Source organism: Aerolutibacter ruishenii (assembly GCF_007830115.1).
Taxonomy (GTDB): domain Bacteria; phylum Pseudomonadota; class Gammaproteobacteria; order Xanthomonadales; family Xanthomonadaceae; genus Aerolutibacter; species Aerolutibacter ruishenii.
In genome coordinates, this window is record NZ_VLKP01000003.1 from 284,118 (window position 1) to 299,961 (window position 15,844).

The 15,844-nt window shown below is 67.4% G+C and carries 10 protein-coding genes; all 10 read left to right on the forward strand.

Features of this window, described 5'->3' with window-relative positions; translation table 11 throughout:
* The first annotated feature begins 28 nt into the window (after window positions 1–28).
* The 10 genes from dnaK (at window position 29) to prfB (ending at window position 15,701) form a co-directional block, all read left to right on the forward strand.
* The gene (gene dnaK / locus IP93_RS05345; RefSeq protein ID WP_144812970.1) at window positions 29–1,945 is read left to right on the forward strand and encodes a molecular chaperone DnaK; all 1,917 of its coding nucleotides are present in this window, start codon (window positions 29–31) and stop codon (window positions 1,943–1,945) included.
* Window positions 1,946–2,108: 163 nt separating this feature from the next.
* The gene (dnaJ, locus tag IP93_RS05350) at window positions 2,109–3,239 is read left to right on the forward strand and encodes a molecular chaperone DnaJ (RefSeq protein ID WP_144812972.1); all 1,131 of its coding nucleotides are present in this window, start codon (window positions 2,109–2,111) and stop codon (window positions 3,237–3,239) included.
* A gap of 150 nt (window positions 3,240–3,389) precedes the next feature.
* Entirely contained in the window at window positions 3,390–5,507 is a 2,118-nt protein-coding gene (locus tag IP93_RS05355) for a DUF1631 family protein (protein ID WP_158636277.1), read from the forward strand.
* 48 nt (window positions 5,508–5,555) lie between these two features.
* Complete coding sequence (dapB, locus tag IP93_RS05360) at window positions 5,556–6,269, forward strand: 4-hydroxy-tetrahydrodipicolinate reductase (protein ID WP_144812978.1); 714 nt, start codon at window positions 5,556–5,558, stop codon at window positions 6,267–6,269.
* Between the two features lie 265 nt (window positions 6,270–6,534).
* Window positions 6,535–7,671 carry a glutamine-hydrolyzing carbamoyl-phosphate synthase small subunit gene (gene carA, locus IP93_RS05365; protein WP_144812980.1) on the forward strand — a complete coding sequence of 379 codons (1,137 nt, stop codon included), beginning with the start codon at window positions 6,535–6,537 and terminating at the stop codon, window positions 7,669–7,671.
* A 1-nt stretch (window position 7,672) separates the two neighbouring features.
* Window positions 7,673–10,921, forward strand: coding sequence for a carbamoyl-phosphate synthase large subunit (gene carB / locus IP93_RS05370; RefSeq protein ID WP_144812982.1), 3,249 nt, complete (start codon window positions 7,673–7,675; stop codon window positions 10,919–10,921).
* Between the two features lie 274 nt (window positions 10,922–11,195).
* Window positions 11,196–11,672: a transcription elongation factor GreA gene (greA, locus tag IP93_RS05375; RefSeq protein ID WP_144812985.1), complete on the forward strand. Its 477-nt coding sequence runs from the start codon at window positions 11,196–11,198 to the stop codon at window positions 11,670–11,672.
* A gap of 3 nt (window positions 11,673–11,675) precedes the next feature.
* Window positions 11,676–12,665 (forward strand): phosphoglycerate mutase, encoded by a 990-nt coding sequence (locus IP93_RS05380; RefSeq protein WP_144812987.1) that lies wholly within the window; start codon window positions 11,676–11,678, stop codon window positions 12,663–12,665.
* A complete protein-coding gene (recJ, locus tag IP93_RS05385) occupies window positions 12,662–14,377 on the forward strand; it encodes a single-stranded-DNA-specific exonuclease RecJ (RefSeq protein ID WP_144812990.1) in 1,716 nt (571 codons plus the stop codon). The genes IP93_RS05380 and recJ overlap by 4 nt, the downstream gene beginning before the upstream one ends.
* A 195-nt stretch (window positions 14,378–14,572) precedes the next feature.
* A protein-coding gene (gene prfB, locus IP93_RS05390) for a peptide chain release factor 2 (protein WP_144812993.1) occupies window positions 14,573–15,701 on the forward strand; the annotation gives its coding sequence in 2 pieces (ribosomal slippage) (window positions 14,573–14,647 and window positions 14,649–15,701; 1,128 coding nt in all).
* The last annotated feature ends 143 nt before the right edge of the window (window positions 15,702–15,844 follow it).

Here is a 15,844-nt window from a genome sequence, read left to right on the forward strand (position 1 = left end):
AAGTCAAAGATTTCGAGAGGGAAACACCATGGGCAAGATCATCGGCATCGACCTCGGCACGACCAACTCGTGCGTGGCGATCATGGAGGGCGGCAAGGCCAAGGTCATCGAGAACGCCGAGGGCGACCGCACCACGCCGTCCATCGTTGCGTTCACCAAGGACGGCGAAGTGCTGGTCGGCGCCTCGGCCAAGCGCCAGGCCGTCACCAACCCCAAGAACACCTTCTTCGCGGTGAAGCGCCTGATCGGTCGCAAGTTCACCGACGCCGAAGTGCAGAAGGACATCAACCTCGTCCCGTACGGCATCCTGCAGCACGACAATGGTGATGCGTGGGTGCAGACCTCCGAGGGCAAGAAGATGGCCCCGCAGCAGGTCTCGGCCGAGGTGCTGGCCAAGATGAAGAAGACCGCCGAGGCCTATCTGGGCGAGACGGTCACCGAGGCGGTCATCACCGTGCCGGCGTACTTCAACGACAGCCAGCGCCAGGCGACCAAGGACGCGGGCAAGATCGCGGGCCTGGACGTGAAGCGCATCATCAACGAGCCGACCGCGGCCGCGCTGGCCTATGGCATGGACAAGAAGGGCGGTGACCGCAAGGTGGCCGTGTACGACCTCGGCGGCGGCACCTTCGACGTGTCGATCATCGAGATCGCTTCGGTCGACGGCGAGATGCAGGTCGAGGTGCTGGCCACCAACGGCGACACCTTCCTGGGCGGCGAGGACTTCGACGCACGCGTCATCGATTACCTGGTCGAGGAGTTCCTCAAGGACCAGGGCATCGACCTGCGCAAGGACCCTCTGGCCCTGCAGCGCCTGAAGGACGCGGCCGAGCGCGCCAAGATCGAGCTGTCCAGCGCGCAGCAGACCGAGGTCAACCTGCCGTACGTGACCGCTGACGCCAGCGGCCCGAAGCACCTGAACATCAAGCTGACCCGCGCCAAGCTGGAGTCGCTGGTCGATGACCTGATCAGGAAGTCGATCGAGCCGTGCCGCACCGCGCTCAACGACGCCGGCCTGCGCGCCAGCGACGTGACCGAGGTGATCCTGGTCGGTGGCCAGACCCGCATGCCGAAGGTGCAGGCGGCGGTGGCCGAGTTCTTCGGCAAGGAGCCGCGCAAGGACGTCAACCCGGACGAAGCCGTGGCCGTGGGCGCCGCGATCCAGGGTGGCGTGCTGGCCGGCGACGTCAAGGACGTGCTGCTGCTGGACGTGACCCCGCTGAGCCTGGGCATCGAGACCCTGGGCGGCGTATTCACCAAGATCATCGAGAAGAACACCACGGTGCCGACCAAGGCGTCGCAGACCTTCTCCACCGCCGAGGACAACCAGTCCGCGGTGACCGTGCACGTGCTGCAGGGTGAGCGCGAGCAGGCCCGCTACAACAAGTCGCTGGCACGCTTCGACCTGTCGGGCATCGAGCCGGCGCCGCGCGGCATGCCGCAGGTGGAGGTGTCGTTCGACATCGACGCCAACGGCATCGTGCACGTGACCGCCAAGGACAAGAAGACCGGCAAGGAGCAGAAGGTCGAGATCAAGGCCGGTTCGGGCCTGTCCGAGGACGAGATCAACAAGATGGTGCAGGACGCCGAGGCCCACCGCGAGGAGGACCAGAAGTTCCATGAGCTGGTGCAGGCCCGCAACCACGCCGACGGCCTGATCCACATGACCCGCAACACCATCAAGGAAAATGGCGAGAAGGTGCCGGGCGACGTGATCGGCCGCGCCGAGGGCGCCATCGCCGAGCTGGAAACCGCGATGAAGAGCGACGACAAGGCCCAGATCGAGGCCAAGTCGAAGGCGCTGGAAGAGGCGGCCCAGGGTCTGTTCGCCGCGGCGCAGGCCGCCCAGCCGGGTGAGGCCGGTGCTGCCGAGGGCGGTGCCAAGGCCGGCGACGACGTGGTCGACGCCGAGTTCACCGAGGTCAAGGAAGACGACAAGAAGTAACCGGTCATCCCGTGCCCGCATCGTGCCTGGTGGCCGGTGCGGGGCGGGGATCGGACGAGGGTCCGGGTTCGCGACGCGGTCCCGGGCCCTCGCTGTTTGAGCCAGAAGTACACCACCGATGTAAGTCCTGCCGGCCGTGGCGGGCAGGGGATCCAAGCCGCACATGAGCAAGCGCGATTACTACGAAGTCCTGGGCGTGGCCCGTACCGCCAGCGAAGATGAGCTGAAGAAGGCCTATCGCCGTTGCGCGATGAAGTACCACCCGGACCGCAACCCGGGCGACAAGGCCGCCGAGGAGTCGTTCAAGGAGTGCAAGGAGGCCTATGAAGTCCTCTCCGACGGCTCCAAGCGCCGCATGTACGACCAGCATGGCCACGCTGCCTTCGAGCACGGCATGGGCGGTGGCGCGGGTGGCCCGGGCTACGCCGACATGGGCGATATCTTCGGCGACATCTTCGGCAACATCTTCGGCGGTGGTGGCGGTGGCCCGCGCGGCCCGCGTCGTGGCGCGGATGTCGGCTACGTGATGGAGCTGTCGCTGGAGGAGGCGGTTGGCGGCATCGAGAAGCAGATCGAAGTGCCGACGCTGGACGAGTGCGACACCTGCCATGGCAGTGGTTCGGCCGATGGCAAGGTGGAGACCTGCTCCACCTGCCAGGGGCGCGGCCAGGTGCGGTTCCAGCGCGGCATCTTCTCGATGCAGCAGGCCTGCCCGCATTGCGACGGGCGCGGCCAGACCATCGCCAACCCCTGCGGCGATTGCCACGGCCAGGGACGCGTGGAGCGCACCAAGACGTTGCAGGTCAAGATTCCCGCTGGCGTGGACAACGGCGACCGAATCCGCCTGGCGGGTGAGGGCGAGGCGGGTCCGGCGGGCGCCCCGCCCGGCGATCTTTACGTGGAGGTGCGCGTGCGCGAACACGACATCTTCCAGCGTGATGGCGACGACCTGCATTGCGAGGTGCCGATCCGCATCTCGCAGGCCGCCCTGGGCGACGCGATCCGCGTGCCAACCCTGGGCGGGGAAGTGGAACTGCGTATCCCGGCCGAGACCCAGACCGGAAAGCTGTTCCGCCTGCGCGACAAGGGCGTGAAATCCGTCCGCAGCCGCAAGCCGGGCGACCTGTACTGCCGCGTGGTAGTGGAAACCCCGGTCAACCTCACCGCCGAACAGCGGGAATTGCTGGAGCAGTTCGAGGCCACCTTTTCCGGTGAACATGCGCGACGCCACTCGCCACGGTCGTCGACCTTCATCGACGGGGTCAAGGGATTCTGGGAGCGCATGACCTCCTGACGCCCGGAGTGTGGCCTGCGTCAAGGAATCGGCATGAGGCGTCTCCACCGATACCTCGGATTTGTCATGAGCGGGATATAAAGGGCGGACGGAACTGCGAGCTGCGTGATGTCGACTGCCACGTTCGAACGAATGACACGGGGAGCGGGGATGGATCCTCATGAGTTGGTGTTCGGACTCCAGCACCTGTGTAGCGAGTCACTTGATGAAGTGATCGAATCGGCGCTTCGGCGCACGGACGATTACCTGTTCGATCGTGCCCAGGTGGGGGCCGACGGGGTCGAGCTGACCGCGCTGCGTGACCTGCGGCGGGTTCGCGGGGAGATCGCCCAGCGTTTTGGCCAGTCGGCCGTCGCCGGTTTTCGTACCTTCCTTGGCCTGTCCGCTGAAGTGGGCAAGAAGCCGGTCGTGCTGAGCCTGGTCGGCGAGGAGGATCTCCAGCAGCAACTGGCCGACGAACAGCTTGTCGACAACCTCGCCCGATTGCATGCACAGGCGCTGGCTGCGCTGGACGCCCGGATGGTAGCCCTGGCAGCACGTGCCTCGCTTCCCGGCGGGGACAATCCCGCCGGCCCCAAGGCGCTCGCGAACGCGATGCGCGATGGCATGCGGGGCAGCGAACTGAGCCCGAACGTCGGCATTGCGCTGGTCAAGTTCCTGGAGCGCGAACTGGGAGAGGCGTTGCACGACCTGTACGGCCGGATGAATGAGCGCCTGGCCGCCGCTGGCATCCTGCCAAGCCTCGAGGCTCCAGCACCCAGGCCAAAGGCCGCGCCCGTCACGGCGCCCCAGCCGGCGGCCGTCGATGATCCGGCCGCCCCCGGAGGGGGGGACACCGCATTCTTCAACAGCCTGGTGGGACTGCTGCAGGGGTGGCGACAACGTCTGTCGGGCCCGGAGCACGGCCGGGCGATGGCGGGCGGCCTCGGCATGCCCATGCCCAGCAGCGACGTCATGAGCGTGCTGCATCGCATGCAGCAGCACCCGCCCGCCGGGCTGTCACAGGCGGTGGGGGACTCGGGTGTCTCCCTGGCCGACCAGTTGCGGCGCGAACTGCTTGCCACCGCGCAGCGACTGGGCATGGCCCGCGAAGACACCAGCCTGGGATCGGCCGACGAAGATGCCGTGGACCTGGTCGGCATGCTGTTCGACGTGCTGATGGGCGAGCGGGATTTCGAGCCGGGGGCGCGGCAGAAGATCGGCCGCCTGCTGGTCCCGTACGTGCGCGTGGCTGTGAAGGACCGTCGCATGTTCCTGTACAAAGGGCACCCGGCCCGGCGCCTGCTCAATGTCGTCGCCGAAGCCTGCGAAGGCAACCACGGCGAAGGGCCGCAGGAGCGCCAGTTGCTGGAGCAGGTCGATGGCGTGATCGAGCGGGTGGTGGCCGAGTACAACGAAGACGTGGCGATCTTCGAAACGTTGGAACAGGAACTTCGCGGATACCTGGACCAGCATCGCAAGCGGATGGAGTTGGCGGAGAAGCGCGCGGCAGAGGCGCAACGCGGCCGCGAGCGGCTGGAGCAGGCGCGCGAATCCGCCGCGGCCGAGGTATCGGCGCTGCGTGCTGGCCGCGAACTGCCACCCGCCCTGGGCGAGTTCCTGTCCCACTATGTGACCCATCACCTGTCCCAGGTGGTCCTGCGGGAAGGTCAGGGATCGCCTCGGTATGCAGAGGCCGTCCATGCGGTCATGGGTCTGCTGGTCAGCTTCGACCATGCGGAGCTGGGTGCACCCCCCGAACGTTTGCCAGCACTGGAACGATCGCCACTGTCGGCCATCCTGGAGAGTTCCGGTTGTGTGGGCCATGCGGCGGAGGAAACGCTGTCCGCGCTGCACCACACGTTGGCCCGGATCGCGGAAGGCGATGCTGGTGCCGGGCAGCAGGTGCTGCCGCCGCCGCCGCCCATGCCCGCTGCGGCACCTGCCGTGGTCGAGCCCCTGTTGGCAGTCGTCAACCAGGGACCTGAGCTCGATTTCGACGCCGACATGGCCGAGCAGATCCGCGCGCTGGAAATCGGCAGCTGGGTGCAACTGACATCGGAAAGCGGCCGCAGCGAACCCGCCAAGGTCTCCTGGGTCAGTCCGATCTCCGCGCGCCTGTTGTTCGTGAATCGACGCGGCATTCGCGTACTGGTGGCCTCGGCCGAGGAACTGGCGGCCATGGTCAAGGCGGGGCGCATGGCGCTGCGAGGCGTCGACAACGCGTTCGAGGATTCGATGCGGCAGGTGATGGGCCGCCTGCAGGCCGAGGTGGGCGCTCCGGTCTGAGCCGACGGAGCGGGTGACGCCACGGTCCGATGGCGTCAAGATGACGGCATGAATACTCCCATTCGAGTTCTGATCCACGGTGCCTCGGGGCGCATGGGGCAGGCGCTGCTGCGGCTGGCTCCGGAGCAGGCCGCCGTGCGCGTGGTTGCAGTGGTGTCGCGCGATCCGGAGCGGCTGTCGACGGTACCCGGCGTGCACAGGTTGGCAGCCTCGGAACTGGTGCAGGCGCCCGACTTCGACGTCGCCGTGGATTTCAGCCTGCCCGACGGCTTTGATCGGATCCTGGCCTTGTGCGTGGAACGCGGCGCGGCGCTGGTCTCCGGCACCACCGGCCTGGAGCCGGGGCAACGCGAGGCACTGGCGCGGGCGTCCGGCGGGGTTCCCGTGTTGTGGGCTTCCAATTTCAGCCTCGGCGTCGCGGTGTTGAACGACCTCGTCGAGCGTGCGGCGCATGCCTTGAAGGGCTGGGATTGCGACATCGTCGAGTCGCACCATGTGCACAAGCTGGATGCCCCTTCCGGGACGGCGCTGACCTTGGGCGAGCATGCGCGGCAGGGCGGGACCGAGCCACGGTACGCATCGTTGCGGGCAGGCGATATCGTCGGCGAGCATCTGGTGCAGTTCACCACCCTGGGTGAGCGGATTGAACTGGTGCACCGGGCCACCAACCGCGACATCTTTGCCCGTGGCGCGCTGCATTGCGCGGTGCGCCTGGTGGGCCGGCCTGCCGGCAGTTACCGGGTTCGCGACCTGCTGGATTGACCGCCGGGCACCGAACTTCGTTGCTGAACAGGGTGCGCGAGCGTGTCCTGACGGGCGCGGCAGGGTGAAGCCGAAGCTGACTGGAAGCCCGTTGGCGGAAAATGAACGCTGGCGCCCGAGGGGCGTTGCGGATAGAATTCCCGCTCGCCTGAACTCCTTTCGCCGGACCGGTTAGAACCCGCGTCCGTGCTTTGCTGCAAGCCGCTTTTGGCGGTCATGCGCAGGGCGGAAGGATCAGCACCCCTCGGCACCCAAGGCGACCCCCGTGACCCAACCCGCAATCCTCGCACTCGAAGACGGCACCATCTTCGAGGGCGTTTCCGTAGGCGCGCCCGGACTTTCCGTTGGCGAAGTGGTGTTCAACACCGCGCTCACCGGTTATCAGGAAATCCTGACCGACCCGTCCTATGCCCGTCAGCTCGTGACGCTGACCTACCCCCACATCGGCAATACCGGCTGCACCGACATCGACGACGAGGCGGGCCGGGTGTGGGCCTCCGGCCTGATCGTGCGCAACGTGCCGCGCCGCCCCAGCAACTGGCGCAGCCAGGTTTCCCTGCCGGAGTGGCTGAAGGCGCGTGGCATCGTGGCCATCGCCGATATCGATACCCGCAAGCTGACCCGCATCCTGCGCGACAAGGGCGCCCAGAACGGCGCGGTCATGGCCGGCGACATCGATCCCGAAAAGGCCATCGAGGCCGCCCGCAAGTTCCCGGGCCTGACGGGCATGGACCTGGCGAAGGTGGTGACCACCGCCGAGCGCTACGAGTGGACCGATGGCCAACTGGATCTGGACAGCGGCGCGTTCGCCCAGGCCAGGCGCGACTTCCATGTCGTCGCCTACGACTTCGGGGTCAAGCGCAACATCCTGCGCATGATCGCCGAGCGCGGCTGCCGGTTGACGGTGGTGCCGGCGCAGACGCCCGCCGCCGAGGTGCTGGCGTTGAAGCCCGATGGCGTGTTCCTGTCCAACGGTCCGGGTGACCCGGCGCCGTGTGACTACGCGATTGCCGCGATCAAGGAATTCGTTGCCGCCAAGGTGCCGACGTTCGGCATCTGCCTGGGCCACCAGCTGCTGGCGCTGGCCTGCGGCGCGCAGACCATGAAGATGCCGCACGGCCACCACGGCGCAAACCATCCAGTGCAGGACCTCGACACCGGTCGCGTGATGATCACCTCGCAGAACCACGGTTTCGCGGTGGATGAACCGACGCTGCCGGCCAACGTGCGCGTGACCCATCGCTCGCTGTTCGATGGCACCAACCAGGGCATCGCGCTGACCGACGCGCCGGCCTTCAGCTTCCAGGGCCACCCTGAGGCAAGCCCGGGTCCGCAGGACGTAGCCCCGCTCTTCGATCGATTCATTGCGCAGATGCAAAGCCAGCGCGCGGAGAACCACTGACATGCCAAAGCGCACTGACATCAAGACCGTCCTGATCATCGGCGCCGGCCCGATCGTGATCGGCCAGGCCTGCGAATTCGACTATTCGGGCGCGCAAGCGTGCAAGGCGCTCAGGGACGAGGGCTACCGCGTGGTGCTGGTCAACAGCAACCCGGCCACGATCATGACCGACCCGAACATGGCCGATGCCGTGTACATCGAGCCGATCAACTGGCAGACGGTCGAGAAGATCATCGCCAAGGAAAAGCCCGATGCGCTGCTGCCGACCATGGGCGGCCAGACCGCGCTGAACTGCGCGCTGGACCTGGCTGACCACGGCGTGCTGGAGAAGTACAACGTCGAGCTGATCGGCGCCTCGCGCGATGCGATCCGCATGGCCGAGGACCGCGAGCTGTTCCGCGTGGCCATGCAGGAAATCGGTCTGGAGTGCCCGAAGGCGGAGGTCGCCAGGACCTTCGAACAGGCGGTGGAGATCCAGACCAAGGTCGGCTACCCGACCATCATCCGCCCATCGTTCACCCTGGGTGGCACGGGCGGCGGCATCGCGTACAACAAGGAAGAATTCGAGGAGATCGCCAAGCGCGGCCTCGAGCTGTCCCCGGTCAGCGAGATCCTCGTCGAGGAGTCGGTGCTGGGCTGGAAGGAATTCGAGATGGAAGTGGTCCGCGACAAGGCGGACAACTGCATCATCGTCTGCTCCATCGAGAACTTCGATGCGATGGGCGTGCACACCGGTGACTCGATCACCGTGGCCCCGGCGCAGACCCTGACCGACAAGGAATACCAGCGCCTGCGCGACGCCTCGATCGCGGTGCTGCGCAAGATTGGTGTCGACACCGGCGGCTCCAACGTGCAGTTCGGCATCAACGCGCAGAACGGCCGCGTGGTGGTGATCGAAATGAATCCGCGCGTGTCGCGTTCCTCGGCGCTGGCATCCAAGGCCACCGGCTTCCCGATCGCCAAGATCGCGGCCAAGCTGGCGGTGGGCTACACGCTGGACGAACTGCGCAACGAGATCACCGGCGGCAAGACCCCTGCCTCGTTCGAGCCGTCGATCGACTACGTGGTCACCAAGATTCCGCGCTTTGCTTTCGAGAAGTTCCCGCAGGCCGACGCGCGCCTGACCACCCAGATGAAGTCGGTGGGCGAGGTGATGGCCATGGGCCGCACCTTCCAGGAGTCGCTGCAGAAGGCGTTGCGTGGCCTGGAGACCGGCAAGGTGGGCCTCGACCCGACCGGGCTGGACCTGTCCAGCGAAGACGACGTGACCGTCCTCAAGCGCGAGCTGAAGGAGCCGGGCCCGGAACGCATGTTCCACATCGGCGATGCCTTCCGCGCGGGCATGAGCGTGGAGGACATCCACGCGCTGTCGTTCGTTGATCCTTGGTTCCTCGACCAGATCGAGGAGATCATCGCGACCGAGAAGGACGTGTCCATCGCCGGTCTGGGTGGGATCGACGCCAGGCGCATGCGCGAACTCAAGCGCATGGGCTTCTCCGACGCGCGCCTCGCGCAGCTGACCGGTACCGACGAAACCGCGGTGCGCACCCTGCGTCGTGCCTTCGGCGTGCGCCCGGTGTACAAGCGCGTGGACTCGTGCGCGGCGGAGTTCGCCACGACCACGGCCTACATGTACTCGACCTACGAGGACGAGTGCGAGGCGCAGCCGACCGACCGCAAGAAGATCATCGTGCTCGGTGGCGGTCCCAACCGCATCGGCCAGGGTATCGAGTTCGACTACTGCTGCGTGCATGCCGCGCTCGCCCTGCGCGAGGACGGCTATGAAACCATCATGGTCAACTGCAACCCGGAGACCGTGTCGACCGACTACGACACCTCCGACCGCCTGTACTTCGAGCCGCTGACGCTGGAGGACGTGCTGGAGATCGCCGACCTCGAGAAGCCCAAGGGCGTGATCGTGCAGTACGGCGGCCAGACCCCGCTGAAACTGGCACGCGCGCTGGAAGCCAACGGCGTGCCGGTGATCGGCACCACGCCGGACAGCATCGACCTGGCCGAGGACCGCGAGCGCTTCCAGAAGCTGGTGCAGGACCTGGGCCTGGCGCAGCCGCTGAACCGCACCGCGCGCAACCCGGAAGAGGCGTTGCTGCTGGCCTCGCAGATCGGCTACCCGCTGGTCGTGCGCCCGAGCTACGTGCTCGGCGGCCGTGCGATGGAGATCGTCTACGGCGACGCCGACCTGACCCGCTACATCCGTGACGCGGTGAAGGTGTCCAACGACTCGCCGGTGCTGCTGGATCGCTTTCTCGACAACGCGGTGGAAGTCGACGTCGACGTCATCGCCGACAAGGACGGCAACGTGGTCATCGGTGGCGTGATGGAACACATCGAGGAGGCCGGCGTGCACTCCGGCGACTCCTCGTGCTCGCTGCCGCCGTACTCGCTGACCCCGGCGGTGCAGGACAAGCTGCGCGAACAGGTGGTGGCGCTGGCCAAGGCGCTGAACGTGGTCGGCCTGATGAACACCCAGTTCGCGATCACCTTCGACGAGCAGGGCAACGACACCGTCTACCTGATCGAAGTGAACCCGCGTGCCTCGCGCACCGTGCCATTCGTGTCCAAGGCCACCGGCCTGCCGCTGGCCAAGATCGCGGCGCGCTGCATGGTCGGCCAGACGCTGGCGGAGCAGGGTGCGACGAAGGAAATCATCCCTGACTACTACTCGGTCAAGGAAGCGATCTTCCCATTCGCCAAGTTCCAGGGGGTCGATCCGATCCTCGGGCCGGAGATGCGTTCCACCGGCGAGGTGATGGGCGTGGGCCGCAACTTCGGCGCCGCGATGGCGCGCGCGCAGGAGGCCGGCGGCATCAAGGCGCTGCAGCCGGGCAAGGTGTTCATCTCGGTGCGCGACCCGGACAAGCAGCGCGTGCTGCCGGTGGCGCAGGACCTGGTCAAGCGCGGTTACACGCTGGTGGCCACCAGCGGTACGCACGCGTTCCTGACCGAGCAGGGCCTGGCGTGCGAGCGCATCAACAAGGTGACCGAGGGTCGTCCGCACATCGTCGACCTGATCAAGAACGGCGAGATCGTGTACATCATCAACACGACCGAAGGCCGCCAGGCCATCAACGACTCGTTCTCGATCCGCCGCGAGGCGCTGCAGCAACGCCTGACGTACTCGACCACCGTGTCGGGCGCGCGTGCGCTGGTCAACTCGCTCGACTACCGTGGCACCGGTCCGGTATGGTCGCTGCAGGAACTGCACGCCGAGGTGCAGGGCGCGGCCTGAGTCCCGCCGCGGGCCATCGGCGTCAAGACCGATGGCCGATGCGGGGCGGCATGCTTCAACCGCCTCCCCCCGGTTTGTCGCCGGGGGGGCTGGTAGTCCGCGACGCAACCGGCGTCCCCGCACGCCTGGGGCGGATGGTCGCCAGCCGCGCAGGCGTGGGCTGACGGCCCGTCGCCTTCGGTGCACAATCGGAAACCTGTGCCGCCGGGCCCATGCCGGCGGGACCATTGGATGAAACGCGCTGGCGCCTGCGCCGGCACGAGGACTTTTTGCAATGCGAGCACCCATTACCATGAAAGGCGCACAGCGACTGCGCGCCGAACTTGAAGAGCTGAAGTCGGTCAAGCGCCCGGCCGTCATCAACGCCATCGCCGAAGCGCGCGCCCACGGCGACCTCAAGGAGAACGCCGAGTACCATGCCGCGCGCGAGCAGCAGGGCTTCATCGAAGGGCGTATCAAGCAGCTTGAAGCCGAGCTGTCGCATGCCCAGGTGATCGACGTGGCGTCGCTCAACGCGGGTTCGCGCGTGGTGTTCGGCGCAACGGTCGAGCTGGCCGACGTGGACACCGACGAGGCCAGGACCTACCAGATCGTGGGCGACCTGGAGGCCGACATCAAACAGGGCTGGATCGCCATTTCCTCGCCGGTGGCGCGGGCGCTGATCGGCAAGCACGAAGGCGACAGCGTCACGATCGAAGCGCCGGGCGGTACGCGCGAGTACGAAGTCGTGGCGGTGCGGTACCTGGCCTGACCGATGAGGACCGCCACGCTGCTGCTGCCGGCACGTGCGCGACTCGCACGACAGCCCATGCCGGACGCGCTGGCGGTGCGGCTGGCCCGCGCCGACCGCCGCAGTGATGCGACCAATGGCAATGGCCTGGGCCAGTGCGGGCGCGTGCTGGATGTGTTGCCCCGCATGTGGCCCGTCGCCGCTGCCACCCGCCAGCGCGACGTGGGGGATGCACTGGGCGCGGCCTGGCTGCGCGCCGATCCGGCGTATGTGCGCCCGGACATCAACGGTGCCCGGTTGCTGGCCCACGGTCCCGCGCTATCGCTCACCGCGGACGATGTGAATGCGTTCCTGCCGGCATTGCGGCCGTTGTTTGGCGACACAGGCTTCGCGCTCGATGCTCCCGAGCCATCGCGCTGGTACGTGCGGTTGCCGACCGGCGCGAAGCTGCCAACGTTCGTGTCACCGGACGTGGCACTGGGCGACGACGTGTTCGACCACCTGCCTGGCGCCGATGCGGCCACAGGCGGGGAAGGGCGGCGCTGGCGCGCGCTGCTGAGCGAAGCCCAGGTGGTCCTGCACAACCATCCCCGCAATGCCGAGCGGGTGGCAGCCGGGCTACCGCCGGTGAATTCGCTGTGGTTCTGGGGCGCTGGTATCCTGCCGGGCGCCGTCAGCAGCCAGTACCAGCGCATCGCGACCGACGACGAGGCGCTGGCGGCCATGGCAATGCTGGCGGGTGTCGAGGTATCGCCGCTGCCGCCGGTGTGGCCGACCGTGTCGTCGTCGGACGCGACTTCAAGGACGGCAGGAGCGGCTGCACTGTTCGATCTGCGCCACGTGCGTGACCTTGCCGCGCTCGAACGGGACTGGCTGGCTCCGCTTCACGCCGACGTGCAGGCCAGGCGCCTGCATCGCGCCACGCTCGATTTCAATGACGGGCAGGCGTTCGTGCTGGCTCCCGGGCAACGTTGGCGGTTCTGGCGGCGGGCCCTGGAGTCGTTGGACGCATGACCCCCGCGACCAAGCTCCGCCGCCGTGCTGAAGTAGCGACCGGCGAGTGGCCCGAACGCATCCCGCCGCTCCTGCGCCGCGTGTACGCGGCCCGCGGCGCCATCGGCATCGAGCAGGCCCAGCCGCGCCTGGCGCAGTTGTTGCCGCCCGACCTGCTGGGTGGGCTGGAGGCCGCCACCGCGCTGCTTGCAGACGCGATTGCACGCGACCGCCACATCGTCGTGGTCGGTGACTTCGACTGCGACGGGGCTACTGCCTGCGCCGTGGGCGTGCGCGGCCTGCGCATGCTTGGCGCACGGCGTGTGTCGCATGCCGTCCCCAACCGGATCGTGCACGGCTACGGCCTGTCGCCCGCGCTCGTCGAGGAACTGGCAGCGCTGCAACCGGACCTGGTGGTCACCGTCGATCATGGCATTGCATGCCATCCTGGCATTGCAGCGGCCAAGGCGCGGGGCTGGCAGGTGCTGGTGACCGACCATCACCTGCCGGGCGAGACCCTTCCACCCGCCGATGCCATCGTCAACCCCAACCTGCCTGGCGACCGCTTCCCCAGCAAGGTAATGGCGGGCGTGGGAGTCATGTTCTACGTGCTGCTGGCGCTGCGTCGGCACCTTCGCGAAAGTGGCGTGATCGACGGAACCGGCCCTGACCTTTCCGTGCTGCTGGACCTGGTGGCCGTGGGCACGGTTGCCGATCTGGTCCCGCTGGATACCAACAACCGCGCCCTGGTGGCGGCGGGCCTGCGGCGGCTGCGGGCGGGGCAGGGTTGCGCCGGCCTGAGGGCACTGGCCGAAGTAGCGCAGCGCGACCCTGCGCGGCTGACGGCCGCCGATATCGGCTATGCCATCGGTCCGCGCATCAACGCGGCCGGGCGACTGGAAGACATGGCGGTGGGCATCGAATGCCTGCTCACCGACAGCCTGGAGCAAGCCCGCGGCATTGCCGCCACGCTCGACGCGATCAACGGCGAGCGCCGCAGCAAGCAACAGCAGATGACCGACGAAGCCGCTGCGGCCGTGGCGCGCGTGGCGCTGGCCGATGGCGCCGTGCCGGTGTCGCTGTGCCTGTTCGATGCCCAATGGCACCCCGGCGTGGTCGGGCTGGTCGCGTCGAAGATCAAGGAGCGCGTGCACCGGCCGGTCGTCGCCTTCGCGCCTGCCGAACCGGGCAGTGCGATGCTGCGCGGTTCCGCACGTTCGATCCCCGGTTATCACGTCCGCGACGCCATCGCCGACGTGGACAGTCGCCACCCGGGCCTGATCGAGCGCTTTGGTGGCCACGCGATGGCCGCCGGATTGTCCTTGCATGCCGACGCGCTGCCGGCGTTCGAGCAGGCCTTCCGTGACCGTGCCACGGCACTGCTGACCCCGGAGTTGCTGGAGGTGGACGTACTCTCCGACGGCCCCTTGGCCGAAGGCGAGTTCAGCCGGGCCAACGCCGAGGCCCTGCGCGATGCCGGTCCTTGGGGGCAGGGGTTTCCGGAGCCATGTTTCGATGGTGAGTTCGAGGTGCTGCAGTGGCGGGTGATCGCCGAGCGCCACCTCAAGCTGGAGCTGGGTCACGCGGGCCGCCGCCTCAACGCGATCGAATTCGGCGGCTGGACAGGGGTCGCCCCGGGACCGCGCGTCCGCATCGCCTACCGGTTGGAGCCGGACGACTACCGGGGCGGTGACGCGGTGCAACTGGTGGTCACGTACCGCGAGCCGGCCTGATCCTCGATCGGTCACTCAAGCCCGGACAACGGGCACAGCCAATGGCAACGCGCTTCCGGGTAGCCACTTGTACTGCGATGGCCTGAGCGGACCTGCCGTGGCTGCCTGAACTTCTGGTCGTTCTGTGCCTGAAGCGCCTCCGGGCTTGCTAGAATTACTGGTTCATTACTGCAAACAGCCAAACGGACACCCAGCATGATCGAGCTGAATCCCGTCCGCCAGCGAATCGCCGACCTTCGGGAACGGCTGGATTCGCTGAGGGGGTATCTTTGACTTCGATGGCAAGGTTGAGCGCCTCGAAGAAGTAAACCGCGAACTGGAAAGCCCCGACATCTGGAACGATGCCGAGCGGGCCCAGGCGCTGGGGCGCGAGCGCGCCTCGCTGGACAAGGTGGTCAGCGGCATCCGCAACCTGACCGAGGGCCTGGTCGGCGCCGACGAGCTGCTGGAACTGGCCGAGATGGAGAACGACGAGGGCACCGCGCTGGCCGTGGTGGACGACGTCGAACGCTTCGCCAAGGACGTGGAAAAGCTGGAATTCCAGCGCATGTTCTCGGGCAAGATGGATTCGGCCAATGCCTTCGTCGACATCCAGGCCGGTGCCGGCGGCACCGAGGCCCAGGACTGGGCCGAGATCCTGCTGCGCATGTACCTGCGCTGGTGCGAAGCGCGCGGCTGGAAGACCGAGCTGATGGAAGTCAGCGGCGGCGACGTGGCCGGCATCAAGTCGGCGACCCTGCGCGTGGAAGGCGATTTTGCCTATGGCTGGCTGAAGACCGAAACCGGCGTGCACCGCCTGGTGCGCAAGTCGCCGTTCGACTCGGACAACCGCCGGCATACCTCGTTCACCTCGGTGTTCGTGTCGCCGGAAGTGGATGACAGCTTCGAGATCGACATCAATCCGGCCGACCTGAAGACGGACGTGTACCGCTCGTCTGGTGCCGGTGGCCAGCACGTGAACAAGACCGAGTCCGCGGTGCGCATCACGCACGTGCCGACCGGGATTGTCGTGGCCTGCCAGACCGGTCGCAGCCAGCACCAGAACCGTGACAACGCGATGAAGATGCTGGCCGCCAAGCTGTATGAGCTGGAGATGCAGAAGCGCAACGCCGAGCGCGATGCGCTGGAAGCCACCAAGTCCGACATCGGCTGGGGCAGCCAGATCCGCAACTACGTGCTGGACCAGAGCCGCATCAAGGACCTGCGTACGGGCGTGGAACGCAGCGACACGCAGAAGGTGCTGGACGGCGACCTGGACGAGTTCGTCGAGGCCAGCCTGAAGGCCGGCCTGGAGGCCGGCTCCAAACGCGCCGACATGGCCTGATGCACGCGCGGCGGGCCACTTGGCCCGCTGCCTGTCGTAGGGCGGAGCCACCGCATCAGTCCTCGGGCTGGCGCGGGCCCGCCACTCGCGGCACGATGGGGCCAGCCAGGCCGTTGCCTGGCCCGGCCATGCCAGTCTCTCCC

Coding starts and splice junctions, on each gene's coding strand:
- dnaK (WP_144812970.1), top strand. CDS start 29: ATGGGCAAGATCATCGGCATCGACCTCGGCACGACCAACTCGTGCGTG.
- dnaJ (WP_144812972.1), top strand. CDS start 2,109: ATGAGCAAGCGCGATTACTACGAAGTCCTGGGCGTGGCCCGTACCGCC.
- IP93_RS05355 (WP_158636277.1), top strand. CDS start 3,390: ATGGATCCTCATGAGTTGGTGTTCGGACTCCAGCACCTGTGTAGCGAG.
- dapB (WP_144812978.1), top strand. CDS start 5,556: ATGAATACTCCCATTCGAGTTCTGATCCACGGTGCCTCGGGGCGCATG.
- carB (WP_144812982.1), top strand. CDS start 7,673: ATGCCAAAGCGCACTGACATCAAGACCGTCCTGATCATCGGCGCCGGC.
- greA (WP_144812985.1), top strand. CDS start 11,196: ATGCGAGCACCCATTACCATGAAAGGCGCACAGCGACTGCGCGCCGAA.
- IP93_RS05380 (WP_144812987.1), top strand. CDS start 11,676: ATGAGGACCGCCACGCTGCTGCTGCCGGCACGTGCGCGACTCGCACGA.
- recJ (WP_144812990.1), top strand. CDS start 12,662: ATGACCCCCGCGACCAAGCTCCGCCGCCGTGCTGAAGTAGCGACCGGC.